Source organism: Kitasatospora sp. NPDC036993, from assembly GCF_055607525.1.
Genome location: NZ_JBVJRP010000012.1, coordinates 124,103 through 150,180, shown reverse-complemented (window position 1 = coordinate 150,180; position 26,078 = coordinate 124,103). Strand labels below are relative to the sequence as shown.

The 26,078-nt window shown below is 72.1% G+C and carries 26 protein-coding genes and 1 tRNA gene; 6 read left to right on the top strand and 21 right to left on the bottom strand.

Annotation, left to right across the window (positions count from 1 at the left end; genetic code table 11):
* Positions 1-130: 130 nt before the first annotated feature.
* The 3 genes from ACZ7C5_RS25730 to ACZ7C5_RS25720 all read right to left on the bottom strand — a co-directional run bounded on the left by ACZ7C5_RS25730 (position 131) and on the right by ACZ7C5_RS25720 (position 2,044).
* Complete coding sequence (locus ACZ7C5_RS25730; RefSeq protein ID WP_470323539.1) at positions 131-619, bottom strand: hypothetical protein; 489 nt, start codon at positions 617-619, stop codon at positions 131-133.
* A 367-nt stretch (positions 620-986) separates the two neighbouring features.
* Entirely contained in the window at positions 987-1,394 is a 408-nt protein-coding gene (locus ACZ7C5_RS25725; RefSeq protein ID WP_470323538.1) for a hypothetical protein, read from the bottom strand.
* On the bottom strand, positions 1,391-2,044 hold the full coding sequence (locus tag ACZ7C5_RS25720) for a TetR/AcrR family transcriptional regulator (protein WP_470323537.1): 654 nt from the start codon (positions 2,042-2,044) through the stop codon (positions 1,391-1,393). The genes ACZ7C5_RS25725 and ACZ7C5_RS25720 overlap by 4 nt, the downstream gene beginning before the upstream one ends.
* A gap of 100 nt (positions 2,045-2,144) precedes the next feature.
* Between ACZ7C5_RS25720 and ACZ7C5_RS25715 the strand changes: the two genes are divergently transcribed.
* The 3 genes from ACZ7C5_RS25715 to ACZ7C5_RS25705 all read left to right on the top strand — a co-directional run bounded on the left by ACZ7C5_RS25715 (position 2,145) and on the right by ACZ7C5_RS25705 (position 4,010).
* Positions 2,145-2,588, top strand: coding sequence for a nuclear transport factor 2 family protein (locus ACZ7C5_RS25715; RefSeq protein WP_470323536.1), 444 nt, complete (start codon positions 2,145-2,147; stop codon positions 2,586-2,588).
* 268 nt (positions 2,589-2,856) lie between these two features.
* Positions 2,857-3,285, top strand: coding sequence for a YjdF family protein (locus tag ACZ7C5_RS25710; protein WP_470323535.1), 429 nt, complete (start codon positions 2,857-2,859; stop codon positions 3,283-3,285).
* A gap of 326 nt (positions 3,286-3,611) precedes the next feature.
* Positions 3,612-4,010 (top strand): hypothetical protein, encoded by a 399-nt coding sequence (locus ACZ7C5_RS25705; protein WP_470323534.1) that lies wholly within the window; start codon positions 3,612-3,614, stop codon positions 4,008-4,010.
* Between the two features lie 34 nt (positions 4,011-4,044).
* On the opposite strand, the gene ACZ7C5_RS25700 is transcribed toward ACZ7C5_RS25705, so the two are convergent.
* From ACZ7C5_RS25700 to ACZ7C5_RS25645, 12 genes are all read right to left on the bottom strand, one after another.
* The gene (locus tag ACZ7C5_RS25700; protein WP_470323533.1) at positions 4,045-4,641 is read right to left on the bottom strand and encodes a hypothetical protein; all 597 of its coding nucleotides are present in this window, start codon (positions 4,639-4,641) and stop codon (positions 4,045-4,047) included.
* Between the two features lie 116 nt (positions 4,642-4,757).
* Positions 4,758-5,537, bottom strand: a complete 780-nt coding sequence (locus ACZ7C5_RS25695; protein ID WP_470323532.1) for an ABC transporter permease — start codon at positions 5,535-5,537, stop codon at positions 4,758-4,760.
* On the bottom strand, positions 5,534-6,487 hold the full coding sequence (locus ACZ7C5_RS25690) for an ATP-binding cassette domain-containing protein (protein ID WP_401090895.1): 954 nt from the start codon (positions 6,485-6,487) through the stop codon (positions 5,534-5,536). The genes ACZ7C5_RS25695 and ACZ7C5_RS25690 overlap by 4 nt, the downstream gene beginning before the upstream one ends.
* Positions 6,487-7,326, bottom strand: a complete 840-nt coding sequence (locus ACZ7C5_RS25685) for a DUF4097 family beta strand repeat-containing protein (RefSeq protein ID WP_470323531.1) — start codon at positions 7,324-7,326, stop codon at positions 6,487-6,489. Before ACZ7C5_RS25685 ends, ACZ7C5_RS25690 begins: the two co-directional genes overlap by 1 nt.
* Before the next feature lie 93 nt (positions 7,327-7,419).
* On the bottom strand, positions 7,420-8,004 hold the full coding sequence (locus ACZ7C5_RS25680; protein WP_470323530.1) for a toxin-antitoxin system HicB family antitoxin: 585 nt from the start codon (positions 8,002-8,004) through the stop codon (positions 7,420-7,422).
* A gap of 168 nt (positions 8,005-8,172) precedes the next feature.
* Positions 8,173-9,219, bottom strand: a complete 1,047-nt coding sequence (locus ACZ7C5_RS25675; protein WP_401090957.1) for an adenosine deaminase — start codon at positions 9,217-9,219, stop codon at positions 8,173-8,175.
* 136 nt (positions 9,220-9,355) lie between these two features.
* A complete protein-coding gene (locus ACZ7C5_RS25670) occupies positions 9,356-10,651 on the bottom strand; it encodes a DUF445 domain-containing protein (protein ID WP_317620063.1) in 1,296 nt (431 codons plus the stop codon).
* A 148-nt stretch (positions 10,652-10,799) separates the two neighbouring features.
* Positions 10,800-12,095: a nucleotide sugar dehydrogenase gene (locus ACZ7C5_RS25665; RefSeq protein ID WP_188296705.1), complete on the bottom strand. Its 1,296-nt coding sequence runs from the start codon at positions 12,093-12,095 to the stop codon at positions 10,800-10,802.
* Positions 12,096-12,169: 74 nt separating this feature from the next.
* Positions 12,170-13,405, bottom strand: a complete 1,236-nt coding sequence (locus ACZ7C5_RS25660) for a glycosyltransferase family 2 protein (RefSeq protein ID WP_470323529.1) — start codon at positions 13,403-13,405, stop codon at positions 12,170-12,172.
* 224 nt (positions 13,406-13,629) lie between these two features.
* Positions 13,630-14,589 carry an ABC transporter ATP-binding protein gene (locus ACZ7C5_RS25655; RefSeq protein ID WP_401090887.1) on the bottom strand — a complete coding sequence of 320 codons (960 nt, stop codon included), beginning with the start codon at positions 14,587-14,589 and terminating at the stop codon, positions 13,630-13,632.
* A 28-nt stretch (positions 14,590-14,617) separates the two neighbouring features.
* Positions 14,618-15,505, bottom strand: coding sequence for an ABC transporter permease (locus tag ACZ7C5_RS25650; protein ID WP_401090885.1), 888 nt, complete (start codon positions 15,503-15,505; stop codon positions 14,618-14,620).
* On the bottom strand, positions 15,498-16,295 hold the full coding sequence (locus ACZ7C5_RS25645; RefSeq protein WP_188296687.1) for an ABC transporter permease: 798 nt from the start codon (positions 16,293-16,295) through the stop codon (positions 15,498-15,500). The genes ACZ7C5_RS25650 and ACZ7C5_RS25645 overlap by 8 nt, the downstream gene beginning before the upstream one ends.
* Positions 16,296-16,519: 224 nt before the next feature.
* Here ACZ7C5_RS25645 and ACZ7C5_RS25640 point away from each other — a divergent pair, with 224 nt between their 5' ends.
* Complete coding sequence (locus tag ACZ7C5_RS25640) at positions 16,520-18,886, top strand: transglycosylase domain-containing protein (RefSeq protein WP_401090883.1); 2,367 nt, start codon at positions 16,520-16,522, stop codon at positions 18,884-18,886.
* Positions 18,887-18,913: 27 nt separating this feature from the next.
* On the opposite strand, the gene ACZ7C5_RS25635 is transcribed toward ACZ7C5_RS25640, so the two are convergent.
* The 3 genes from ACZ7C5_RS25635 to ACZ7C5_RS25625 form a co-directional block, all read right to left on the bottom strand.
* Positions 18,914-20,083, bottom strand: coding sequence for a winged helix DNA-binding domain-containing protein (locus ACZ7C5_RS25635; protein ID WP_401090881.1), 1,170 nt, complete (start codon positions 20,081-20,083; stop codon positions 18,914-18,916).
* A gap of 187 nt (positions 20,084-20,270) precedes the next feature.
* A complete protein-coding gene (locus ACZ7C5_RS25630; protein WP_188296708.1) occupies positions 20,271-20,573 on the bottom strand; it encodes a GroES family chaperonin in 303 nt (100 codons plus the stop codon).
* A 251-nt stretch (positions 20,574-20,824) separates the two neighbouring features.
* On the bottom strand, positions 20,825-21,136 hold the full coding sequence (locus ACZ7C5_RS25625; protein WP_401090879.1) for a DUF3618 domain-containing protein: 312 nt from the start codon (positions 21,134-21,136) through the stop codon (positions 20,825-20,827).
* Positions 21,137-21,332: 196 nt separating this feature from the next.
* On the opposite strand from ACZ7C5_RS25625, the gene bcp reads away from it, so the two are divergent.
* Positions 21,333-21,806 carry a thioredoxin-dependent thiol peroxidase gene (gene bcp, locus ACZ7C5_RS25620; protein WP_188296692.1) on the top strand — a complete coding sequence of 158 codons (474 nt, stop codon included), beginning with the start codon at positions 21,333-21,335 and terminating at the stop codon, positions 21,804-21,806.
* A 150-nt stretch (positions 21,807-21,956) separates the two neighbouring features.
* Here the strand turns inward: bcp and ACZ7C5_RS25615 are convergent, their stop codons facing one another.
* Complete coding sequence (locus tag ACZ7C5_RS25615) at positions 21,957-24,428, bottom strand: chitinase C-terminal domain-containing protein (RefSeq protein WP_411293176.1); 2,472 nt, start codon at positions 24,426-24,428, stop codon at positions 21,957-21,959.
* Positions 24,429-24,746: 318 nt separating this feature from the next.
* On the opposite strand from ACZ7C5_RS25615, the gene ACZ7C5_RS25610 reads away from it, so the two are divergent.
* Positions 24,747-24,830 (top strand) — tRNA-Leu (locus ACZ7C5_RS25610).
* A gap of 74 nt (positions 24,831-24,904) precedes the next feature.
* On the opposite strand, the gene rdgB is transcribed toward ACZ7C5_RS25610, so the two are convergent.
* Together rdgB and ACZ7C5_RS25600 are read right to left on the bottom strand one after the other, a co-directional pair.
* Positions 24,905-25,510: an RdgB/HAM1 family non-canonical purine NTP pyrophosphatase gene (gene rdgB, locus ACZ7C5_RS25605; protein ID WP_401090877.1), complete on the bottom strand. Its 606-nt coding sequence runs from the start codon at positions 25,508-25,510 to the stop codon at positions 24,905-24,907.
* 31 nt (positions 25,511-25,541) lie between these two features.
* The gene (locus ACZ7C5_RS25600; RefSeq protein WP_401090875.1) at positions 25,542-25,931 is read right to left on the bottom strand and encodes a hypothetical protein; all 390 of its coding nucleotides are present in this window, start codon (positions 25,929-25,931) and stop codon (positions 25,542-25,544) included.
* Positions 25,932-26,078: the final 147 nt, after the last annotated feature.

The following is a 26,078-nucleotide window of genomic DNA, read 5'->3' as shown; positions in this document are numbered from 1 at the left end:
AGCGGTGCTACCAGAGCACGTCCTACTTTCAGTAGGAAGAGTCCGTGCAACCCGGGCCTGGCGCTCCACAGTCGGAAGGGTCCGGCATCCACCAGGATGCCGGACCCTTCCGCGTTCCCCACCTCCAGGATCAGGCCCTCAGCAGATCCCAGTAGACGTCCGCGTTGTCCCCGCCACCGCTCTCGCGGCTCGTGCGGAAGATGCCGTGGTCGGTGCCGTAGTCGTCGTAGCTGTTGGAGCCCACGTACGGGTTGGCCCAGTGCAGCGCGACCTTGGCACCGCTGCGCCAGCTGTCGTCACAGTTGGTCGCCTGGTACACCACCCAGCCCTCGGTTCCGGTCATGAACCCGTCGCTCTCCGACTGGAAGGTGATGTCCCAGTTCCTGAACACGTTGTACGGGGGCTGCTGCCCCTGCGTCCAGATGCCGTGGGCCAGGTCGAAGTCGGTCCGGACGAACGAGCAGCCGGTCCCGTTGTGCAGGTGGACCTTGGTGCTCCGGGCCGCCGTGAGGGCCGCCTGCCCGGGAGCCGGCGCGGCCTGGGCCGCACCCGCCCCGACCGTACCGAGCCCGATGGCGGCCACCGTGGCCAGCGCCGCGAAACGTGCGGTGATGCGCATGTCTTCCCTCGATTTCCGTGAGTCTTCGGTGCACTGCACAGGCCGCCGTCCCGCGCCGCGACGAACGATTCGGCCGCTCCAGTACGCGATTCGGAGCACGGGCGCTGAGCTGCTAATATTCCTGATGTCGCGAGGGAGATGATTCCTCGTCAGGCGTCAGCGGTGCTACCAGAGCACGTCCTACTTTCAGTAGGAAGAGTCCGTGCAACCCGGGCCTGGCGCTCCACAGTCGGAAGGGTCCGGCATCCACCAGGGTGCCGGGCCCTTCCGCGTTCCCCACCCCGGCAGCGGATGGGCTCCGGAACCCGCCGTGGAGTGGGAAGTCGGCCTCCCCGACCTCCCACTCCAGGTTCAGCGCCTCCTCGCGTCAGGCAGAAGACTTCGCGAAGGCGGGTCGCACGAGCACGGCGAGCAGAGCCAGCACCGCCACCGCGAAGAGCGTGAACAGGTAGTACCCCGTCAGCAGACCGAAACCGATCAGCGCGACCTGTACCGATCCCGCCCCCACCAGGGCCGAGGCGCCACGGGCGGCCTCGCGGGGCGACTGCATCGCCCACAGGCCCCTGGTCGACCAGCCGTTGACCCCGACCATGAGAACTCCGGCGCCGAAGAACCCGTACGGCAGGAAGCGCGACGTGGGGGCCATCTCGTCCTCGAAGGCGATACCTCCCGAGAACACTGGCAGGGCTATACAGAAAACGAGGAAGACCGCAATGGTCTCAAGCAGCATCAGAGCCATTGCGCCCAGCAGGGCAGCCGTGGAGGAGCGGGTCATCGCGCCTCCCGGGCGTCGCGGCCGGAACGGCCATCGGCGGCAGGCCCGTCCACAGCCCCGGCGTGCGCCTTCAGGCCGTCGCGGACGACCGTGCGGGCGCGCTTCGCGGCCTCCGGGTGGCCGTCCAGGTGCTCCAGCATCCGACAGGTGCCGACCAGGATCGCCGTCAGTTCCGGCACCTCCAGGTCGCCTCGCACCGCACCGGCCCGCTGGGCACCGCCGAGGAGAACGGTGAGCACTTCGCTCAGCGCCCGGCCGGCCTCGGAGGCGGTGGCCCTGATGTCGACTCCGGCGTCCGCGAGGGCCGTGGCGAAGGCGTTCTTGACGGGCGACTGGTCCAGCACCAGGTCGAAGAACGCGAAGAGGGCGTCCGCCGGCCCGGCCTCGGCCGCCAGGCGTCGCCCCTCCTCGGCCAGCCGTTCCAGTCGCCGGACGAGCACCGCCTCCAACAGGGCCTCCTTGGTGGGGAAGTGCCGGAACACGGTGGCGATGCCGACCTTCGCCTCCCGGGCGATCTCCTCCGTGGAGGCGCCGGTGCCCTGCTCGGTGAACACCGCCTCGGCGACCTCCAGCAGTCGAGCGCGGTTCCGCCGGGCGTCGGCACGCAGGGGCTTCGTGCCTACCCCTGAGGAATTTTGATGTTCCGTCAACTGATCCTCGCCATGCCTGGACAAACGGAGTGGCCTATCCGTATCGTCGGAACCGGAGTCGTCTATCCGATTGTAGGCGGCGGGATCACGGAGGTCAGCCATGTCCGCACCAGCCACCCCGTGCGAGGTCTTCCAGCAGAGCGTCGGCCTCATCTCGGCGGGCAAGTGGACCGAACTCCTAGCGCTCTACGCGGAGGACGCCGTGGTGGAGATCGTCTTCGCGCCGGTCCCCCCGCGCCGGATCGAGGGCCGAGCGGAACTCCGCAAGCGCTTCGCCGCCCTGGAGAGCACCGACGCGATCCGCCTGCGCGCGGAGAACATCCGGGTCCACGGCACCGACGACCCCGAGGTGGTGATCGCCGAGTTCGACTACGAGGCCCTGTACCCCGCCACCGGCCGCACCTTCCGCACCTCCAACATCCTGGTGCTGCGCATCCGGGACGGCCTGATCGTCGAGTCCCGCGACTACCACGACCACCTCGCCTTCGCCGTGGCGGACGGACGCGCGAGCGAGCTGCTCGCCGCGCTGGACCGGCAAGGGTGACGCGGTGACGGCTTGCCCGGCGACTCAGGACGGAAAGGCAGCTCGGGACGGAAAGGCGACTCGGGACGGAAATCCGGGTGAGGCCGGCCCCGCGGGCCCGTACGATCCCTTGCGGAGCGCGCGAAATCACAGTCCCCGGTCGGTAGTCCGGGCGCCGTCGGCGATGACCGGCGGTCAGTAACCTCCCCTCCCAGGGTGTCCGGCGCGTTCCCTCCCGGCGCGCGACCGCGTGCGGGAAACGGCAGGACAACCATGGGAGGAACGCACCATGCCGAGCACGTTCAGCGTGTTCTTCGAAGGCCCGTTCCGGGTCGGGGTGCTGGAGATCGCGGGCCCGCGAGGGGTCCGTGCGGCCCACCATGTCTTCGGCGGCGAGCCGGGGAACGCGGAGTTGCTGGAGTTCGTCCGCAGGGACTTCGGCCGGCTGCTGGACTCCGCGCTCACGGCGCCGGAGGTGGCCGACGAACGGCGGCCCCGGGGGCGGACGTCACTGAATCCCAAGCGGCTCGCCAGGCAGGCGGCCAGGGAGTCGGCGGCCAAGCCACTGAGCACCGCCGCCGAGGAGGCGCTGGCCCGGGCCCACGAGGAGGCCGGGCACCTCAACCGCGCCGCCGCCAAACGACGTGCCGCCGATACGGCGCTGGAACGTCGGGCGGCCACCCGGTGCCAGGCCAAGGAGCGCCACCGGGGCAGGTGAGTCGCTGGGGCCGGTGACCGCCAGGGCCGGTGACCCGTCACAGGCTCACCGGCCCCAGCCCCGGCTGCGCCGCGGCGAGGCCACCGGCGGCGACGACATCGGGATAGAACGCGGGATCCATGTCGCCAGTATGGCGATATGACTATCCCGGATCGAGAGAACGGCCTGATCTCATCGTCCCCGAACCTCCCAGGCGGAAGCCGGTTTTCCAGCGCCGGAGGCCGGGGTAAGGCCGAGACGTTCGCACCCCGACCGTTCCACTGTTCCCGGCGGGGGTGAATTCCCTGACGCTCTCCCACCGGATTCCCACCGGAAGGACAACCCTCATGCACAGGACTCTTCGGAACGCCCTCGCGACCGTCCTCGTGACGGGCGCGCTCACCGCCGCCGCCGCTCCGACCGCCGTGGCCGCCGAGTCCACGCCGTCGGCGGCCGGGGTGCAGACGGAGCTCCGCAACCCGAGGACGATCAAGGTGGCCGACTACAACAAGGCCCGCAGCACCCTGATCAACGCCGGCAGCAGGACGGCCGCCAAGTCCCACCCGGCGCACGGCACCAAGGACGTCTCGGTCTCCCACGGCACCAGCCTGCTCGCGGAGGCCCGGGACGAGTTCCGCGCCGCCGACCGGAACCTGCCGGCGGGCCAGAAGAAGTCCGACATGTCGATCCCGCACTACAACGCCGTCCACAGCGCGGCCAGGACCATGGGCATCGACCGCTGGTGACTGCCGGTTCCCTGTCGATCGTCGGGCGCGGACCCTACTGCAACGGCCACGCGGGCTTGGGCGTCACCGAAGGGCCGCCAAGCGTCCCGTCCTCGTCCACGGTGTAGACCCTGACCTCGTGCTCCAGCGTCACCGTGATCCGGCCCGGTCCTGTCCACTCGGCCCGGAGGAAGCCCTCCTCCTCGCCCCAGGTGCCGAGGCTCCAGTGCCGGGCCGACCAGCCGGTGCCGGACACCAGCTCGACCCGGTAGACCGGATCGATCGAGAAGGCCAAGTCGGTGATGTTCAGCACGTGGTCGGCACGGTTCGGCTCCGGCTTGCTGTCGACCAGCCGGCCGTCGCCGCCGAAGACGTACGCCAGCGCGCCGACCGCCGCCCCGACGACGAGGAGCGGCGACAGGACGGCCGCGCAGCCGATCTGCGCCCACCTGGTCCGGAACTCGAACTGGGCCACCGCCGAGGCCACGGCCAGGGTGACCGCCGTCCCGAGCAGCAGCACCGGATGGTTCAGCCAGCGTTCGACCTTGACCAGCCCTCCCTGCTGGGAGGAGAGGTAGCCCGGCAGGTACACCAGGAAGGCCGCCAGCGCCGCGCCACGAAGCCACCAGACGACCTGTTTGCGGCGCGTCACCGTCATTTGCTCCCCCCGGAGTTGCTCTTTGCCGGGACTTTACTAGAGGGTGCCACCGGGCCCGGACGACGGGTACCCCGTCGTCCGGGCCTGATGGACCACCGGCCGTACCCCCGTCACCGCCGGTAGAAGACGCTCCGCGACCAGAAGTAGCCGACCAGCGTCAGCACCGTGCACCAGGCCAGGGCGCTCCAGGCGCTGGTGCCGATCCCGGTGCCCATCAGCAGGCCGCGCAGGGTCTCGATCATGGGCGTGAAGGGCTGGTACTCGGCGAACCAGCGCAGCGCCGTCGGCATGGAGTCGGTCGGCACGATGGCACTGCCGATGAAGGGCAGGAACTGTAGGGGCATCGGCATGTTGCTGGCGCTCTCGACCGTCTTGGCCACCAGCCCGATGCCCGCCGATATCCAGGTCAGGGCGACGGTGAGGAACAGCAGCAGGCCTGCTGCCGCCAGCCACTCCACCGGTCCGGCGTCCGGCCGGAAGCCCATCGCCAGGGCCGCGCCGATCACCAGCACCAGCCCGATCATGGTCTGGATGACGCTGCCGGCCACGTGCCCCGCCAGGAAGGCGGAGCGCGATACGGCCATCGTGCGGAAGCGGTTGACGATGCCCTCGGTCATGTCCGTGCAGATGCCGATCGCGGTGACCAGCGACCCGGACGTGGCCGCCATCAGCACGATGCCGGGCGTCACGTAGTCGATGTAGTTGCCGCCGCCGATGCCGGCGCCCAGCGTGCTGCCGTAGGCGTAGTTGAAGAGCAGCAGCATCATGACCGGCATCACCACGACCGCGAAGGTCAGGGACGGGTACCGCAGTGCGTGCTTGAGGTTGCGCCGCAGCATGGTCAGCGAATCGCTGAGCACGTAGCCGGCCGTCCCCGTGGCCGTGCTCATCGCACGCCCTCCCCGGTGAGTCGAAGGAACACGTCGTCCAGGTCGGCCGTCTCCACGATGAGCGACTCGGCCTGCACCGACGCGTTGTCGAGCGCCTCCAGCACGGCCCGGACGGTGAGGACGGAGTTGTCCCCCGGGATGTCCAGCCGCAGCGTCTCGCTGTCGGCCTCGGCGTACTCGAACAGCGCGGCGGCGGTGGCCAGTCGGCCGGCGTCCGCGAACCGGAGCCTGATCCGCCCGCCGGGGACGAACCGCTTCAGCTCCTCGGCCGTGCCCTCGGCGACGATCCGGCCACCGTCCAGGACGGCTATCCGGTCGGCGAGTTGGTCGGCCTCCTCCAGGTACTGGGTGGTGAGGAAGATCGTCACCCCCTGGTCGGCGACCAGGCCCCTGATGATCTCCCACATGGTGCGCCGGCTGCGCGGGTCCAGCCCGGTGGTCGGCTCGTCCAGGAAGATCACCTTCGGGTCGCCGACCAGCGTCATCGCGAGGTCGAGCTTGCGCCGCATGCCGCCGGAGAAGGTGGTGACGGGCTTGCCGGAGGCCTCGGTGAGGTCGAAGACCCGCAGCAGTTCCTCGGTCCGCCTCCGCCCCTCCCGACGGCGGAGGTGGTTGAGGTCGGCCATCAGCATCAGGTTCTCCTCGGCGGTGAGCAGGTTGTCCACCGCCGAGAACTGGCCGGTCACCCCGATCGCCTTCCGCACCCCGTCGGCCTCACGCTCCACGTCGTGCCCGGCCACCCGGGCCGAGCCGCCGTCGGCCGGGATCAGGGTGGAAAGGATCTGCACGACGGTGGTCTTGCCGGCGCCGTTGGGCCCGAGCAGGGCGAAGACGCTGCCCGCCGGGATGTCCAGGTCGACGCCCTTCAGGACCGCCTTGTCCCCGTAGGACTTGGTGAGTCCGGTCGCCGAGACCACCGGGTGCGCCGGGACCGCCGGGATCGCCGCCATCACGCCCTCCGCACGATGACGTTGCCGACCTGGGTGCGGCCGCGGACCTCGACCGTCTCCACCGCGTCGCCCGGGCCCTTGGTGGGGCCGAGGTCGTTGCGGACACCGCCGACCTTGCTGTGCACGTCGAGCCAGGCCGCGGTGCCCTCCGCGATGCCGACCTCCACGTCCCCCACGCTGGTCTGGAGGGTGACCTGGCCACGGACCACCCGGCCGACCCGGATGTGGCCGTGCGCCGACTTGGCGTCCACGTTCCCCTCGGCCACGCCGACGTGGATCCGGCCGTTGGAGGCGTTGGCGTGCAGCTCTCCGCGCACCTCGTCGATCTCGGTGTCCCCGTTGCTGTTCTTGACCGTCAGCCGGCCCTCCACGGAGCCGATCTCGATCCGGCCGGCGCCGGTCACCTCGGCGTCCCCGGCGGCCGCCCCGAGCCGGACGTCACCGAAGCCGCTGTCGAGCCGCACGCTGCCGGCGCTCTCGACCTGGATCCGGCCGAGCGAGGTCTTCAGCCGGCAGGCGCCGAGCGGCCCCTCGGTGACGAACTCGGCCATCGGGGACTCGCTGTGGACCTCGGAGCCGGCCGGCAGCTCGACCAGGACCTCGACCGCGCCCTTCTTGCCGGCGAAGACGGAGCGCTGCTTGGGCGTCTTGATGCCGAGCCGGCCGCCGGAGAAGTCGACCTGGGTCTGCTCGGCGGCCTTGACGTCCGCCTCCTTGGCCGGGTTCGCGGGCCGGACCTCGACCACGGCGTCGGTGCGCTTGCCCGCCTTGATCCAGACCGTGCCGATGTCGAATTCGATGACGGCGGAGATCGGTCCGTCGGTCTCGTACGTGGGCATGGCTGTCCCGTCCTCTTGACTCGTGTAGGTGTTCCCGCTGGTCGGAGCGGGGGTGACGTCGAAGGTGCAGAAGTCTCGGGTACCGCGGAGGTGCTAGTGGACCCAGCCGGTGAAGCCCTGGCCGCCGACGCTGCGCGGGACGTGGCTGCCGGGGTCGGCGACCGGACGCCGGGCCGGCTCACCGCCCTCCAGCGCGCCCGCCAGCGCCCGGACCAGCCAGGCGTTGAGCGAGAGCCCGGCCTCGCCGGCGGCCTCCTCCGCCCGGGCCTTGAGGTGGGCGGGCAGGCGCAGGTTGATCCGGGCGGTGCCCGTCTCGTCCGGCTCCGGCGGCGCCGACGGCATCGCCGCCGCCACCAGTGGCGCCACACCCGGCGCCATCGATGGCACCGCCGATGGCGTCACCGGCGGCAGATCGCCGTGGAAGGCGCCCGAGCCGGGCGGCGCCGTCACCACGAACTCCGGGTCGAGTCCGCGCAGGCGCACGTCCACCGAGCCGGGGGCGAGGTCGCGGGTGACCTCGCCCATGGCGGCCGAGAGCGCGTTGAGCAGGGTGAGCCGCACGGCCGACTCCAGCGGGAGCGTCAGCCGCTCGGCCAGCGCGCGGGCTTCGTCCCCACCGGTGGCAGCGGCCACCGCGAGCTCGTTCCGGAGGTTTTCCACGTAGGGCGTGAGGTCCATGGCCGATAGCTTGGCACGTCCGTGGCGCCATGTCGAGCCATTTGTGGCACCACTTTGGCGCCACACCTCGGACGGGGTTGGCACCGGCAACGGAACCGCCCCGCCGACCCGGGCGGAATCCAGGGGTCGACGGGGCGGTTCACCAGCGGGAACGCGACGGCGGAAGGGTCAGGACGAGGGCTGCTGCCAGCCCGCCAGGTAGGCGTCGATCTCCCCGGCCAGCCGGGTCTTGCCCGCCCCGTCCAGGAAGGAGGCCTCGACCGCGTTGCGGGCCAGCGCCGCCACCCCGGCCGCGTCCAGGTCCAGCAGCCGCGCCGCCACCGCGTACTCGGTGTTGAGGTCGGTGCCGAACATCGGCGGGTCGTCGCTGTTGACCGTCACCAGCAGCCCGGCCGCCACCATCCGCTTGATCGGGTGGTCCTCGATCCGCTCCACGGCCCGGGTGGCGATGTTGGAGGTCGGGCAGACCTCCAGCGGGATGCGGTGCTCGCCCAGGTGGTCCAGCAGCGCCGGGTCCTTCACCGCCTGGGTGCCGTGCCCGATGCGCTCGGCGCCGAGCAGCCGGATCGCGTCCCAGACCGTCTCGGGACCGGTGGTCTCGCCCGCGTGCGGGACGCTGTGCAGGCCGGCCGCCCTGGCCCGGTCGAAGTACGGCTTGAACTGCGGGCGCGGCACACCGATCTCCGGGCCGCCCAGGCCGAAGCTGACCAGGCCCTCGGGCGCCAGCTCGGTGGCCAGCCGCGCGGTCACCTCGGCCGACTCCAGGCCGGCCTCGCCCGGGATGTCGAAGCACCAGCGCAGCACCACGCCGAGCTCCTTCTCGGCGCGCAGCCGGGCGTCCTCGATGGCCTCCATGAAGGCGACCTCGGGGATGCCCCGGCGGACCGAGGAGTACGGGGTGATGGTCAGCTCGGCGTAGCGGATGTTCTGCCGGGCCATGTCCTCGGCCACGCCGTAGGTGAGCGCCCGGACGTCCTCCGCGTCCCTGACCAGGTCGACCACGCTCAGGTAGACCTGGATGAAGTGCGCGAAGTCGGTGAACTGGAAGTACTCGGCGAGCGCCTCGGGGTCGGTCGGCACCCTGGAGTTCCCGGCGTGCCGGGCGGCCAGTTCGGCGACGACGCGCGGCGAGGCCGAGCCGACGTGGTGGACGTGCAGTTCCGCCTTGGGCATCCCGGCGATGAACGCCTCGATGCTCCGGTCTCCCGACCCGATCCGACTGGCACTGGGGACGATCCGACTTCCGTCCGGCTGGACCACGGTGGTTCCCTACTTCCTTCTACGCGCGTACCGACGACAGTGCTGGCAAGGATAGGCCGTGCCCGGGAGCGGCTTCCGGGCTTCCCGGGGATCACCCTCCGAGCGCGACCGCCGCCGTGTGGATCAGCAGCCCGGCCAGGGCGCCGACCACCGTCCCGTTGATCCGGATGAACTGGAGGTCGCGGCCGACGTTGGCCTCGATCTTGCGGGAGGCGTCGTCGGCGTCCCAGCCCGCCACCGTCTCGGAGATCAGCGAGGTGATCTCGGCGCGGTAGGTGTCGACCAGGTACTGGGCGGCGTCCTGGAGCCAGCCGTCCGCCTTGGCCTGGAGCTTGGGGTCGGTGGCCAGGCGCTCGCCGAAGCCGCGCACGCCGTCGCGGATGCGCCGGCGCAGTTCGCTGTCCTCGTCCTCGGCCGCGCCCATCACCAGGGTGCGCACGGCCGCCCAGGTGGAGTTGATCAGGTCCTGCACCTCGGGGCGGGCCAGCAGCTCGGCCTTGGCCCGCTCGACCCGGGCGATGGTCTCCGGGTCGGTCTGCAACTCGGTCGCGAAGTCGGCGAGGAAGTTGTCGATCGCGCCGCGAGCCGGGTGGGCCGGGTCGTCCCTGATCTCGGTGACGAAGCGCAGCAGCTCCTTGTAGACCCGCTCGCCGACCTGGTGGTCGATGAACCGGGGCGTCCAGCCCGGGGTCTTCTGGGTGACCTTCTGGACCACCTCCTCGTGGTTGGCGGTCAGCCAGCCGTGCGCCCGGACCGCCACCAGGTCCACCACCCCGTGGTGCCCGCCGTCCGCGACCACCTTGCCGAGCATCCGGCCCATCGGCTCGGCCACCGAGGTGGCGGCGGCCCGCCTGGTCACCGCCTCGGCGACGACCGCCCTGACGTCGTCGTCGCGGAGCACCGCGAGCAGGCCGCGCAGCGCCGCCGAGGCCTCCTTGGTGACCCGCTCGGCGCTGCCCGGCGCGGCCAGCCACTCCCCCAGCCGCCGGCCGATGCCGAGCGCCGCGAGGCGGCCGCGCACCACGTGGCCGGAGAGGAAGTTGTCGCCGACGAAGTCGCCGAGCGAACGGCCGAAGGCGTCCTTCTTGGTCGGGATGATCGCGGTGTGCGGGATCGGCAGGCCGAACGGACGGCGGAACAGCGCGGTCACCGCGAACCAGTCGGCGAGCGCGCCGACCATGCCCGCTTCGGCGGCGGCCGCCACGTACCCCGCCCAGGGCCCGGCACCGGCCGCCTTGGCCCAGGTCGCGAGGGCGAAGACCAGGGTCGCGAAGGCCAGCAGGCCGGTCGCGATGGTCTTCATCCGGCGGACGCCACGTCTCTTCTGCTCGTCGGCCGCGGTGAACCGGACCCCGGGGCCGGTCCCGCTGAAGGCATCGTCACTCACCCCGCCAGTCTGCCCGGTGCCCGGCGCGGGCGGGGGCTCGCATCGCGATCACGCGCCCCGGGCGGGCTTCACGCCCCGGATCGACGGCAGGGTTCCACGCCCTGGACCGTAAGCGCGGGCCTCACGCCCCCGCCGCGGGCGCAGGGCCTCACGCCCCGCCCAGCACGATCCGCCGCACCCCCTCGCCCGCCCACCGCGCCGGGTCCGTGCACCGCCGCCCGTCCAGCAGCACCCGCACCCCCGGCAGGTCCACCGGCGCCAGGTCCCGGTACTCCGGGTGGTCCGCCTGTAGCACCGCCGCCACCACCGGCTCCCCGCCGTACGGCGGCAGCCCGAGCGCCGCCAGCTCCTCCGCCCGGTACAGCGGGTCGCCGACGTACGGGCGCGCGCCCGCCGCCGCCAGCGCCGACACCAGCGGGAACACTCCGGAGTAGGCCGTCTCCTTGACCCCGCCCCGGTACGCCGCGCCGAGCACCAGCACGCCCTGCCCGGCGATCCCGCCCGGCACCGCCCCCGCCAGCACGCCCACCGCGTAGCCGGGCACGGCCAGGTTGGCCTCGCGCGCCGCCCGCACCACCGTCGCGCCCGGGTCGTTCCACAGGTACAGCCGCGGGTACACCGGGATGCAGTGCCCGCCGACCGCGATGCCGGGCCGGTGCAGGTGGCTGTACGGCTGCGAGTTGCAGGCGTCGGCGATCTCCGCGAAGTCCACCCCGACCTCGTCCGCGTACCGGGCGAACTGGTTGGCCAGCGCGATGTTGACGTCCCGGTACGTGGTCTCGGCGAGCTTGCTGAACTCGGCCGCCTCCACCGAGGCCAGCTCCCAGACGCCGTTGGGCCGCGGCAGGTCCGGGCGCGGGTCGAAGTCCAGCACCGCCCGGTAGAACTCGGCGCCGCGCCGGGTGGAGGACTCGTCCAGGCCGCCGACCAGCTTGGGGTAGCGCCGCAGGTCGGCGAAGACCCGTCCGGTGCGGACCCGCTCCGGGCTGAACACCAGCCCGAAGTCCGCCCCGGCGGCGAGCCCGGACCCGGCCGCCAGCCGGGGCGCCCAGCGCTCCCTGGTGGTGCCGACCGGCAGGGTCGTCTCGTAGCTGACCAGGGCGCCCCGGCGCAGCCCGGCCGCGACGGCGTCGGTGGCGGCGTCGAGCAGGGCGAAGTCCGGGCTGCCGTCGGCGGCGGTGACCAGCGGGACGACCAGCACCACGGCCCCGGACCGGGCGACCGCGGCCGTGGTGTCGGTGGTGGCCCGCAGCCGGCCCTCGGCGACGACCCTCTTGAGCGCCTGCTCCAGGCCCTCCTCCCGGGGGAACGGGGGCACGCCCCGGTTGACGCTGTCCACCACGCCGGGCGCGATGTCCGCGCCCGTCACCCGGTGGCCCTTCGACGCGAACTGCACCGCCAGCGGCAGGCCCAGCTTGCCCAGCCCGACCACGCAGACGTCCAGACTCATCCCCGTTCCCCTTCCACCGAAGTCCCCGCTGTCTCCGAGGCTCACCACGGGCCTCCGTACGCCGATGTTCACCGGACGTCCCCGCTCACCGAATCGGCGAACCGGCGCCACGCCGGGTGGCGCCGCAGTCCGCGGCGCAGCTGCGCCGGGACGAGTCCGCGCCACAACTGCCGGGCCAGACCGGGCGACGGGGCGACCGCCTCCGCCGCCCCGGCCGTCTCCTCGCGCAGCAGGAACAGCTCGTCCGGCAGCCCGGTCCCGGCGTCCCGGAACGCCGGATAGTCCGCGTACAGCCGCCGCCCGTCCCGCACCGCCGGCGGCTCGCCGTGCGCGGCCTCGTAGCGGATCTGGTTCCGCAGCGCCTCCGGCCGTCCCGCGGCGGCGAGTTCGAGCCGCACCCGCTCGGCGACCGGCAGCCGGTGGTACACCTCGCGGGCGCCGAACCGCTCGACCAGTCCGGCGACTTCGGCGCACACCCGCCCCTGGGTCTCCTCGGCCAGCAGCAGGAAGCCCTCGTCCAGCAGGCGCGGCACGTCCCAGGCGAAGCTGCGCACCCGGATGGCGTCCAACTCCTCTCCGGGGCTGGCAAGTTCGGCGGCCACCTGCTGGAGCGCGGTGATCCCGCGCAGTCGGTCCAGCACTCCGGCCCGCTCGGTGACGTTGCCCCGGTCGTCGCGCAGCACCAGGAAGTAGCAGTCGTAGTCGGCGAGGACGGACACCCTGGCCGCCCGCAGGCAGGCCTCCAGGGTGAACGGCTGGTCCGAGAAGACCTTCAGCCGCTCGTCGCGGCGCAGCCCGTGGCGCCGGACGAGGTCGAGGCGGAACAGCTTGGTGTCGGCCAGCGCCCAGGCCAGCGCCGAGTCGGCGAAGCCCACGGACTCGGCGTCGGCGTGGAAGATCCCCTGCGGCACCAGCCGCCCGTTCACCCCGACCTGCTTGGGCACCACCACGTCCGAGCCCCAGGCGTCGGCGGCCGTGACCAGCCGCTCCAACGCCTCCTCGCCGAGCCAGTCGTCCGCGCCCAGGAACAGCACGTAACGGCCGCGGGCCAGCTCCAGGCCCCGGTTGGTCGGGCCCGCGGGGCCGCCCGAGTTGGGCTGGTGCACCACCGTGAACAGCCCGGGGTGACGGGCCGCGTACGCGTCCAGCAGCTCCCCGCCGCCGTCCGTGGAGCCGTCGTCCACGGCCACCACCTCCAGCCTCCCCGGCGCCAGGGACTGGCCGACCAGCGAGTCCAGGCAGGCGGTGAGGTACGGCACGGTGTTGTAGACCGCGACCACCACGGTCACGTCGGGTACGGGCATCGGGCGGCGGGCCTCCGGATTCGGTTTCGGTGAGTGACGACTGGCCAACTCGCGGTGAGGGCGCCGGGTCACGACCGTCACCCGCACCGGCGACGGGGAACAGAACACGCTCCCGGTCGCCGCACGGACACGCGGCGACCGGGAGGCGACAGGCCGACGGGCCGCGCGACGACCGGGGGCGGACGCGCGGAGCCCGGGGAACGGAACGCCGACGGGCCGGCCCGTCAGCCGATCGCGACCCGCGCGTACATCCGGGCGATCACGTCCTCGATGGCCGGCTCGCGCACCGACAGGTCCACCAGCGGGTACCGCGCCGCCACGGCGGCCACGATCGGCGCGGCACTCTCCTCGGCCGGGAAGGCCAGCCACTGGCGCGGCCCGTCGACCCTGCTGACCCGCGCCCCCGGCACCTCGATCGGGGGCCCGGCCTCGGCGAGGTCCACCACCAGGGTCCGCTCGCTGCGGCCGTCGGCGTGCAGGCCGTCCAGCCCGCCGTCGTACACCACCCGGCCGTGGTCGATCACCATCACCCGGCCGCAGAGCTGCTCGATGTCGGTGAGGTCGTGGGTGGTGAGCAGCACGGTGGTGCCCCGGTCGCGGTTGACCTCGCGCAGGAACTCGCGCACCCGGCCCTTGCTGACCACGTCCAGGCCGATGGTCGGCTCGTCCAGGTAGAGCACCCTGGGGTCGTGCAGCAGCGCCGCGGCGAGGTCGCCGCGCATCCGCTGGCCGAGCGAGAGCTGGCGCACCGGGGTGTCCAGCAGGCCGCCGAGGTCGAGCAGTTCGACGCAGCGGTCGAGGTTCTCGCGGTACCTGGCGTCGGGGATGCGGTAGATCCGGCGGGCGAGTTCGAAGGAGTCGCACAGCGGCAGGTCCCACCAGAGGGTGGTGCGCTGGCCGAACACGACGCCGATCCTGCGGGCCAGCGCGACGCGTTCGCGGGCCGGGTCGACCCCGGCCACCCGCAGCCGTCCGGAGCTGGGGACGAGGATGCCGGTGAGCATCTTGACGGTGGTGGACTTGCCGGCCCCGTTGGGCCCGATGTAGCCGACGCACTCTCCGGCGTCGACGGTGAAGCTGAGCCCGTCGACCGCGCGGACCTCGCGTTTGACCCGGCGGAACCGGCCGGTGCGGGCCCGTACGGTGAAGTCGCGGTGGACGTCGTCGAGTTCGATCAGTGCCATGGGAGCTCCTTCTGGGGGCTGGAGTGGTTCAGCTGCCGGTGCCGCGATAGGCGCGCAGCCCGGCGCGCCAGGCGAGCCCGGCGGCGAGGAGGCAGAGCGCGGCGGCGGCCGGGGAGGCGAACCGGAAGGCGACGGGCAGGCCGAGCGGGTCGGTCCGGCCGAGGACGTGCAGTGCGGGCAGCCAGTTGACGAAGGCCAGCGGGACGCCGAAGACCACCCCTGCGACCAGTTCCTTGGCGAAGACGGTCGGCGGGTAGTGCAGCAGGGTCGCGCCGCCGTAAGTGAAGGAGTTCTGGATCTCCTTGGACTCGCCCCACCAGAACTGGACGGTGGCGCCGCCGACGTAGACCGCGCCGAAGATGACGGTGCCGCAGACCAGCATGACGGGCACCATCAGCACCCGGTCCCAGGTCCAGTGCACGTCCAGGGCGGCCAGCGACCAGGCCAGCACCGCGACGGCCTGGAGCGGGCGGCCGAGCCGGCGCAGCGTGAAGCGTTCGGCGCACAGCTGGGAGAGCGCGGGGGCGGGCCGGATCAGCATGGTGTCCAGCGAGCCGCTGACGATCCGCGCGCCGAGTCCTTCGGCCGAGCCGACCAGCAGGTTGGCGGCGCCGAGCGAGAAGGTCGCGGTGCCGTACAGGAAGGCGGTCTCCGGCAGGGTCCAGCCGCCGAGCCGGTCGGTGTGCCGGAACATGATCACCAGCACCACGAAGTCCAGGGAGTGGGAGACCAGGCTGGCCACCAGGTTCAGCGCGAAGGAGGCCCGGTAGGCCATCATCGAGCGCATCCACATCCGGGCGCAGAGCCACCAGGAGCGCACCGCCCAGGCGGCGCGGGGCCCGAACCGCTCCCGCACGAAGGGCTCCGGGCCGAGGGGCCCGGGAGCGTACGGCTCCCGTACGAGCTGCTCAGCCACCCTGGACCACCACCTTGCGGGTCGCCAGCCACTGGGCACCCCGCCCGGCGGCGAGCAGCACGGCCGCCCAGCCGAGCTGGAAGCCGAACGCGCCGAGCAGGCCGGTGCCGCTCGCACGTTCCAGGAAGACGTCGCTGGGGACCTTCACCAGGGCCGCCCAGGGCAGCACCCCGCCGAGGTCGCCGAGCCATCCGGGGAACAGCGCGATCGGCAGCAGCATCCCGGAGAAGAACATCGAGACCACCAGCATCACCGAGCGGATGCCCTCCGAGTCGTTCAGCCAGAAGCCGGTGATCGAGACCAGGAAGCGCAGCCCGAAGCTGACCACCACCGCGAGCAGCGCGGAGAGCAGGAAGAATCCCCAGGTCAGCGGGTGCTCGGGCATCCGGAGGTGAAACACCAGCGCACCGATCAGCATCGGCACGGTGCCGCGGACCAGCGCCTGGAAGCCGGCCCGGCCGAGGTCGGAGGCCAGCCACCAGCACTGGAAGTCGACCGGACGGTAGAGGTCGACGGCGATGTCCCCGCTGCGGAAGCGGTCCTGGAGGTCGTCCTGGAAACCGCCGCCCCAGACCGCGACGGTGACCAGCAGGCTCTGGCTGACCCAGATGTAGGTGACGGCCTGGCTCTGGTCGTAGCCGCCGAGGCCGGGACGGGCCTGCCAGAGGGCGAGGAAGGTGTAGGCGAGGATGACGCCGAAGACGGTGTTGGTGAAGGTGCCGGCCACGGTGGCGGCCCGGTAGGTGGAGTAGCGGCGGAAGGCGCCGCGGGTGACGGCGGCGTAGAGCATATTGTCTCCTTATCGACAAACAGGAGCAGAGGGGAGTGCCCCACGGCATCCGCGCACGCCCCAACGGCCCCGACCGGCCGCACCCGGGGGTGCCGGGCCGGACGGGCGGAGCTGCGGAAGTGGGTGCGCTATGCGGTTCTCACCTTTCACCGTACCTCCGGCCCACACCCCCCGCACCCGGTTTATCCGGCCTGATCGCCCGTCAAATAGCAGATAATCTCGGCATGACCTTGAGCAGCCGACGCCAGGCCAAACGGGCCGCCCGCCGCGAGGCCCGCCGCGCCCTCCCGCTCTGGCGCCGGGCCCTGCCCACCTGGCGGATCACCCTCGGCACCCTCACCGCGCTGCTCCTGCTCGCCGTCGGCGGCTTCGCCGCGCTCTACGCCGTCGTCCCGGTGCCCGATCCCAACGCCCACGCCGTCGCCCAGAACAACATCTACCTCTACGCCGACGGCACCACCGAGATCGCCCGCACCGGCGCCGTCAACCGCACCGACGTCACCATCGACCGGATCCCGCTCCAGACCCAGCAGGCCGTCGTCTCCGCCGAGGACCGCACCTTCTACCAGAACCGCGGCATCGACCTGAAGGGCATGATCCGGGCCGGCTGGAACACCCTGCTCGGCAAGGGCACGCAGGGCGGCTCCACCATCACCCAGCAGTACGTCAAGAACTACTACCTCACCCAGGACCGCACCATCGAGCGCAAGGGCCGCGAACTGCTCATCGCGCTCAAGGTCGACCAGCAGCGCGACAAGCGCGAGATCCTCGCCGGCTACCTCAACAGCAGCTACTTCGGCCGCGGCGCCTACGGCATCCAGAGCGCCGCCCACGCCTACTACGGCGTCGACGCCGCCCAGCTCACCCTCGGCCAGGGCGCCTACCTCGCCGCCCTGCTCCAGGCCCCCAGCCTCTACGACGTCAGGACCGCCACCCCCGCCAACCGCGAGAAGGCCCTCGCCCGCTGGCACCACACCCTGGACGGCATGGTCCAGCTCGGCTTCCTCGCCCCCGCCGACCGCGACGCCACCACCTTCCCCGAACCGCTCGACCCCCAGCCCGCCACCGGCCTGTCCGGCCAGGCCGGCTACCTCGTCGGCGTCGCCGACGACTACCTCATCTCCTCCGGCACCCTCGACGCCGCCACCCTCAAGGCCGGCGGCTGGCGCATCACCACCACCTTCGACAAACCCCGCCAGGACGCCTTCGCCCAAGCCGTCCAGGAGCAGCTCACCAGCGAACTCGACCCCCGGGCCCGCCCCGACACCGACACCGACGTCCGGGTCGCCGGCGCCTCCGTCGAACCCGCCACCGGCCGGGTCGTCGCCGTCTACGGTGGCCCCGACTACGCCAAACAGCCCTACAACGACGCACTGCGCCAGGACAACCAGATCGGCTCCACCTTCAAGCCGATCGACCTCGCCGCCGGACTCCTCGCCCAGCACACCGTCGACGGCCGCCCGATCACCACCGAGTCCCGCTACGACGGCACCAGCGAACGCCCCGTCACCGGCGGCCCCACCCCGTACGCGCCGCCCAACGAGGACGACATCGACTACGGCAGCATCACCCTGCGCCAGGCCATGGTGAAATCCGTCAACTCCGTGTACGCGCAGGAGGGCGTGGACGCCGGACTCGCCCGCGTCCGGGAGACGGCCGTCAGACTCGGCATCCCCGACAGCGTCCGCGGCATGGACCCGGCCAACACCTCCATGACCCTCGGCACCGCCACCCCCAGCGCCATCGACCTGGCCGGCGCCTACGCCACCCTCGCGGACCACGGCCAGGCCCGCACCCCCTGGTCCGTCCTCACCCTCGAACGCGCCACCCCCGGCGGCACCGTCGACGTCCCCGAACTGCCGGAGCACAACCCCACCGACGCCATCGGCCGCGGCATCGCCGACTCCGTCACCGACGTGCTGCGCGGCGTCATCAGCCCCCGCGGCACCGGCGCCGCCGCCCTCGACCTCGGCCGCCCGGCCGCCGGGAAGACCGGCACCACCGACTCCAACCTCTCCGCCTGGTTCGCCGGCTACACCCCCGAACTCGCCACCACCGTCGGCCTGTTCAGGGAACACCCGAAGACCCACGCCAAGGAACCCCTGGCCGGCACCGCCGGACTCGCCCGGATCAACGGCGGCGCCTTCCCCACCCGGATCTGGACCGCTTACATGACCGCCGCCCTCGACGGCACCCCCGCCCAGGACTTCGACCTCCAGACCGCCAACGGCGAGCCCGGCGACACCACCTGGCCCACCGCCCCCGTCAGCACCACCCCCAGCGCGACCACCACCCCCACCACCCCGGCCACCGGCGGCGCACCCACCGCCGCCGAGCCGGCCCCGGGCACGCCGCCCCCCACCCACGCACCCGCCACCCACGACGCGCCCAGCGCCCCCGCCGCCACCGGCGAACCCGAGCCGCGCCCGACCACCCCCAGCCCGCAGGCCCCCAAGCCCACCACCGAACCGGAACAGCCCAGCACCACCCCCCAACCCAGCCGGCCCCAGCCCACCAGGCCCACCGCCCTCCCCAGCACCACCGGCGGGCCCCCCACCCACCTGGCGACCCCGCCCGGCACCCCGCACTAGCGCAGGCCCCGGCCCCAACACCGCCCGCTACCGCACCAGTTCGCGCTCCAGCGGAGTCCGGAACCGCGGCGTCACCCGCACCTCCCCCAACCAGCCCGCCAACCGCCGCGCCTCAGCCGCCACGGCCCCCTCGGCCTGCGCCCCGACATCCCGGAACAGCCGCCACACCAGCTCGCCGTCGGCCCGCTGCGCCCAGCCGCCCACCACCTCGCCGCACCACCACACCGTCGGCCCGGCGTTGCCCGCCCGGTCGAACAGCGCCGGCACGTCCTCCGGCCGCAGGTACCAGTCCCGCCCACGCCAGCCCATCACCGCCGGGTCCAGCGCGGGCAGCAGCGCCGCCCACGGCTCGGGCTCCGCCACCGGCCCCTCGTCCCCCGGCAGCACCAGCGCCGCCGCCCCGCCGGCCAGTGCCACGTCCCGCGCCCCGAGGTCCGCCAGCGCCCCGCGGACGTCCCTCAGCGTCCAGCCCGTCCACCACTTCACGTCCTCGACCGTCGCCGGCCCGTACGCCGCCAGCCAGCGCCGCACCACCTCGGCCCTGGCCTCCCGCACCGGCACCTCGGGCCACTGCGGCACCAGCGCCCACGGATAGCTGCTGCTCAGCCACGAACCCCGCGGACGGCAGCGGCGCAGGTGCCCGTCCGAGGCCAGCAGCCGCAGCAGCCGGCTGCCCACGCTCTGCCTCGCCTCGTACGCCTTGCCCGCCGACATCAGCATCGTCTCGCGCAACTGCGGTACGTCCTCGGACAGTTCCCTGGCCGTCGCCTCACCTCGCCGGGCCAGCGCGGCCAGCACCTCACGCTCGGTCTCCGCCAGCCTGGCCTCGTCCCAGCCCTCGGCGTGGTCCCGCAGGTGCTTCAGCAGCGTCGCCCGCTCCTTGGCCGCGATCGCCCGCGCCGCCGCCGAACTCACGTACGGGGCGAGGCCCTCCGTCACCGCGAAGATCGTCCGCCGCATCGACAGCAGTTTCACCAGCGAGACGTCCTCGTACAGCGCCCGGTCCACCTCCGCCGCCGAGGGCTCCGCCAGCCGCGCGCAGGCCGACAGGTACACCGTGGCCGCGTCCGTCGCGTGCAGCCCGACCACCGCGTCGGCCACGGCCTCCACCCGCGCCGCCCGCACCGACGGCGCCAACAACTGCCGCCGCCCCAACCGGGCGCGACGCTCCTCATCACCGATCACCGGCACGCTCATGCCGGGACCCTAGCCCGTGCCGCCGACAACGCCCGGGACCGTCCTGCGGGTCGCGCCGGGACGGCCGGTCAGCGCACCGGCCGTCAGCGGGGCGGCCGTCAGCGGACCGGCCGGAACCGGTCCACCACCGCCCGGCCCGGGCCGACCGGACCGGACTCGAAGAAGAAGAAGCGCAGCCGCTCCGCCGTCACAGGTACAGTCCGGTCGAGCCCTCCGTGTCGCCGAAGCGGGCCGCGGCGACGGCGTGCAGGTCACGCTCGCGCAGCAGCACGTAGGTGGCGCCGCGGACCTCGACCTCCAGCTTGTCCTCCGGGTCGTACAGCACCCGGTCCCCCGGCTCCACCGCGCGCACGCTCTGGCCCACCGCGACGGCCTCGGCCCAGGTGCAGCGCTTGGACAGCTCTGCGGTCGCAGGGATCAGGATGCCGCCGGTCGAGCGGCGCTCGCCCTCGCTGCCCTCGATGCGCACCAGCACGCGGTCGTGCAGCATCCGGATCGGCAGCTTCTCGCCGAGCCGGTCGTGACGGAGGACCTCCTGCTGGTGGTCGGGGCGGGTCGGTTCGTCGTTCGTACTCACGGTCCCGAAGGTACCGTCCCCCCGGCACGGCGCGTGACGCTGGCCCGGCATGCGGAAGGCCGCACGTCCGGAAGTCCCGACATGCGGAAGGCCGGGCACGCGAAAGGCCGGGCACGCGAAAGGCCGGCCGCCCGATGGCGCCCGGCCTCTCCGTCCTGCCGCACTCAGCCCTTGCGGCGCTTGCGGGCCGAGGCGACCAGCAGCACCAGGCCCACGCCGACCAGCGCGGCCGGGACGACCCGCTCGCGGCGCGGCTGCCCCTGCTCGTCCACGAACTGCGCCCTGACCTTCTCCACCACGCCGCTGGCGGCCACGTAGACCCGGGCGGTCTTCTCCTCGACGGCGGCCGCCGCCTTGGCCTTGACCTGGGCGGAGATGGTGCTCGGGTGGACGCGGACGGCCAGCTCGTCCAGGGTCGACGCCAGCCGGTCACGCGTCCGCTCGATGTCCGCCTCGATCTGGACGGTCGTCCGCACCGACCTGTCCTGCGTGCTCGCCTCGCCCACTCGGGCCACCCCATTCACTTGCCGATGTTGTTCCGTCCGATCCGTGCGATCGGTGCGACTGACCCAGTGTGTCAGCTGCCGAACACGGTCGCGCGGCCCCACCCACCATCGGAGGTAAGTTTGCCGTGGTACGACCGTCCGTCCCAGCATCCAGGAGAGTACGACCGTGACTGAGCGCCTCCAGCCCGGCGACACCGCGCCCGCCTTCAGCCTGTCCGACGCCGACGGCAACCAGGTGTCCCTCGCCGACCACGCGGGCCGCAAGGTCATCGTCTACTTCTACCCGGCCGCCCTGACCCCCGGATGCACCAAGCAGGCCTGCGACTTCACCGACAACCTGGAGGTCCTCGCGGACGCCGGCTACGACGTCATCGGCATCTCCCCGGACAAGCCGGAGAAGCTCGGCAAGTTCCGCGAGGCCGAGAACCTCAAGGTCACCCTGCTGTCCGACCCGGACAAGACGGCGCTGGAGGCGTACGCCGCCTTCGGTGAGAAGCAGAACTACGGCCGCACCTACCTCGGCGTGATCCGCTCCACGATCGTCGTGGACGAGCAGGGCAAGGTCGAGCACGCGTTCTACAACGTGCGGGCCACCGGCCACGTCGCCAAGCTGCTGCGCGACCTCAAGGTCGGGGCCTGAACCAAGGGCGTGAGTCCAGGACCTGGTGCCGGGGCCTGAATCCGGCTCCGGGGCCCGGCCCGGGAACGACGAAGCGGTGGCGGCACACCCCCCGACCGGGTGCACCGCCACCGCCGTCCATCACCTCAGCGGACCATCCTGATCATCTGATCAGCAGGCCCCGAGGTCGCTCCAGACACCCCACGAACCGCTGGCGGAGGGGTCGTCGCCCTTGGTCCACCACTTGTTCTGGTAGTAGTGGCCCTTCCACGAGACCTTGGTGGGGGTCGCGTAGGTGGTGCCCGCGTCCCAGCTCGGGGCGGCCGCGCAGGTGCCCGAGGTCGGGGTCACGGTCGGCGTCACGGTCGGCGTGACCGTGGGCGTCACCGTGGGGGTGACGGTCGGGGTCACGGTCGGCGTGACCGTCGGCGTCACCGTGGGGGTCGGGGTCGGGGTCGGCGTACCGCCGTCCACCGCGCCGCGGGTCAGGTCGCCCTTGATCCCGTACAGCGTGCCGCCCACGTTGACCGTCCAGTTCGACGGGGTGGACACCGGCAGGTAGTAGACGAAGTCCATGTCGATCGAGGCGCCCGGCGCCAGCGACTGCCAGCCCGGCAGCTTGACCGACACCCGGTTGTAGTTGCCCTTCAGGCCGCCCACGTTGCCCGGGCCCGGGTTGTCCTGCTTGATGACCTGGAGGCCGAAGCCGGACTGGTCCTTGGCGTTGCCCGGGGCCGAGTTGCCGTAGTCGAACTGGAACTCGGTGCCGCCCGGCAGGGTCAGCGTCGAGTTGTTGACGATGTGCAGCTTCGGGTTGATCGGGTAGTTCGAGTCGCCCAGCGCGAAGTTGTTGAACGACACGTCGATCGGCAGGGTCTGCTGCGGCAGCGCGACCGTCGAACGGATCGCACCGTACGGGGTCGACGCCTTGAACTTGTCGTACATCAGCGAGGTCAGCGTGTTGCCGGGCACGTACTGGCCCTTGCCGCCGTTGGCGGTGGCGTCCCACTTGTAGTCGCCCGCGAGCTCCCAGATCATCGCGCCGCCGGCGCCCTGGTTGACGATGTAGTCCGCCTTGGCGCCCACCGACTGCTCGTCCTCGGTGGAGAGGAAGACCTTCTTGGTGTCGTTCCACAGCCACGGCGCCACCAGGGTGGAGCTGTAGTTGCGGGTGTAGGTGCCCTGGAGCGCGGTGTCCGACACGCCGTACTTGGACAGGTAGTCGGGCAGGATGCCCTTCTCCAGGTTCTTCGCGTGCCACATCGGGTTCGACCCGGCCGGGGACTCCTTGCCCGCGTCGTCCTTGTCGTTCCAGATGTTGTCGATGCCGACCGCGCCGTCACCGCAGGCGGTCAGGCCGGAGCCGACCGGGCAGGTGGTCGCCGAGGCGGTGCCCCAGAGGCCGTTGGTGCCGCCCTGGACGTTCTTGAACCCGCGGGTGTAGTACGGCAGGCCGACGTTGATCCGGCCGCCCGGCATCGAGCCGCGGAAGTAGTGGTACGACCAGTCGGCGTTCAGGTAGCCGATGCCGCCGTACTGACCGGTGCCGTAGACGTTGGCGGAGGCCAGCTCGCCGTCCTTGCCGTCGTCGAACAGCGAGGCGTTCGGGCCGACGTACTTGTTCCAGGCGCCGTGCAGGTCGTACGACATGATGTTGACGTAGTCCAGGTACTTGGCCACCTGGAAGGTCTCCATGCCGCGCAGCAGGTAGCCCGAGGACGGGGCCGCGACCGACAGCAGGTAGTGCTTGCCGTCGGCGGCGCCCGCCTTGTCCAGGCTCTCGCGCAGGGTCTTCATCAGCGCCGCGTAGCCCTTGGCCAGCGAGCCGCGCTTGGAGTTGGCGAGCTGCCAGTCCAGCGGGTTGCCGGCGTCCTTCATCGAGGTCGGGTACTCGTAGTCGACGTCGACGCCGTTGAAGCCGTACTTGCGGACGAAGTCGACCGACGAGGCGGCGAAGGTGTCGATGCCGGCCTGGTTGACGCTGCCGTCCGGGTTGACGGTCATCGAGTAGAAGCCGCCGGAGTTGACGCGCTTGCCGTCGTCCCCGAAGTAGCCGCCGGTCTCGGTCCAACCGCCCACCGAGATCATGGTCTTGACGTTCGGGTACTGCTTCTTGTACTTCGTCAGCAGGTTGAAGTGGCCCTTGTACGGCAGGCTCGGGTCCAGCTCGGCACCGGGGACGCCGGGGAAGGAGATCCCGGTGGCCTCGTTGGTCGGGCCGTCGGTGCCGACCGAGAGCTTGTTGTCGCCGCCGACGTGGCCGAAGGCGTAGTTGAGGTGGGTGACCTTGTCCCAGGGGATGTCACTCACCAGGTACGGCGCGTCACCGTTCTTGCCGGTGCGCCAGCCGGTGAAGTAGCCGATGATGCGGCGCTGGTGGTCCGCGCCCATCTTCTCGCGCCCGCTGGTGTCGTAGACGGAGCAGTACGGGACGTCCACGCCGGCGGTCTGGTACAGGCCGTCCGGCCGACAGGCCGCGTTGTCGACGGCCGCCGAAGCCTGCGAGGGCGCCGCACCCAGCGTCGCCATCAGCAGTCCGGCCAGCGAGGCCGCCGCGAGCGAGGCCACACCGGCCCGCGCCGCAGGGCTCTTCCGGCGGTCGGCGGCGGTGGGACGCCGCTCCGCCGTGTTTCGGATCAACACTCGGTCCTCCAGGAGAGAGTGTCTGCGCGTGCCTGTGGGGGAGCACGTGCGTGGGGGATTGCAATTGGCGCAGAAGCTATGTGGTCTGAACCACATAGGTCAATAGGTCTGTACCAATTGGTAATCAACAACCAAACATCACAGGTCGGGAGCCCGTGACAACCGGTCATCCCGTGGCCGAAAACCCCCTCCTGACACTTCCCCGTCGACCCGGGGGGCGCCGCACCCCCACGGCCGGGGAACCGGGACGCGGCACCGGCGGGGCCACGGCCGAACTCGCTGTCCCCTTGCCCGGCAAAGCCCTAGACTGGTCGCCATGCGGCCTTGGCGGAATTGGCAGACGCCTGGGCTTTAGGTGCCCATGGGAGAAATCCCGTGAGGGTTCGAGTCCCTCAGGCCGCACTAGCCTTGAAATCGAAGGCCCGCCCCGAGAGTGATCTCGGGGCGGGCCTTCGGCGTCCCCATCGGACAGGACATCAGGCCAGGAGGTCCTTGACCACCGGGGCGAGGGCGCGGAAGGCCTTGCCCCGGTGGCTGATGGCGTTCTTCTCGTCGGCCGTGAGCTCCGCGCAGGTGCGGGTCTCGCCGAGGGGCTGGAGGATCGGGTCGTAGCCGAAGCCGCCGTCGCCGGCCGGGGCGGTGCGCAGGGTGCCGAGGAGGCGGCCCTCGACGACGCGCTCGGTGCCGTCGGGGAGGGCGAGGGCGGCGGCGCAGAAGAAGTGGGCGCCGCGGTGCGGCTCGGCGATGTCGGAGAGCTGGGCGAGCAGCAGGTCGAGGTTGGCGCGGTCGTCGCCGTGCCTGCCGGACCAGCGGGCGGAGAAGATGCCGGGTGCGCCGTTCAGCACGTCCACGCAGAGGCCGGAGTCGTCGGCGACGGCGGGCAGGCCGGTGGCGCGGGCCAGGGCGTGGGCCTTGAGCAGGGCGTTCTCGGCGAAGGTGACGCCGGTCTCGGGGACGTCCGGGATCTCCGGGTAGGCGTCGGCGCCGATGAGTTCGACGTCCAGGCCGGCGTCCGCCAGGATGGCGCGGAGCTCGGTGACCTTGTGCTGGTTACGGGTGGCGAGGATCAGACGGGTGGACATATCGCCCACCCTACCGAGAGGCCGGGAACGGTCAGCCGGTGCAGACCGAGGTGAGGTTGCCGGCCGCGTCGCCGAGCGGCTTGAGGTCGGGGACCTCGTTCCTGTCGGCGGCGTGCTGCACGTTCTCGACCTGCTTCCTGAGGTCGGTCACGGCCTTGGCGACGTCGGTGTTCTTGGAGTTCTTCCCGACCTGGTCGAGGTCGTTCTTGAGCTTCTGCAGGGCCTGTCCGGCTGCGGCCGAGTCGTTGCTCGCGTTGTCGTAGGCCTTGGTGACGTCGGCGATGTCCCCGGTGAGCTTCACGGCGGTGTTGCCGCAGTCGAGCGCCTTCTGGGCGGCGGAGCAGCTCACCATGCTGAGCGGGAGGATCGCGATCAGTCCGGCCACGGCGAGGGCGGCGGGGCGGGCGATGCTGGACGGCATCCGGTCCTCCTGTGGGGCGCGGGTTCCGTGGTGGGAGACGCGCGCCGGGAGGTGCGCGGTTCCCGCAGCGGGAGTGCTGCGGGAACCGTACGGTCTCCGGGCCCGGCCTGTACAGCAGGCCGACCGTTCGGCGGGCCGTTCACGTCG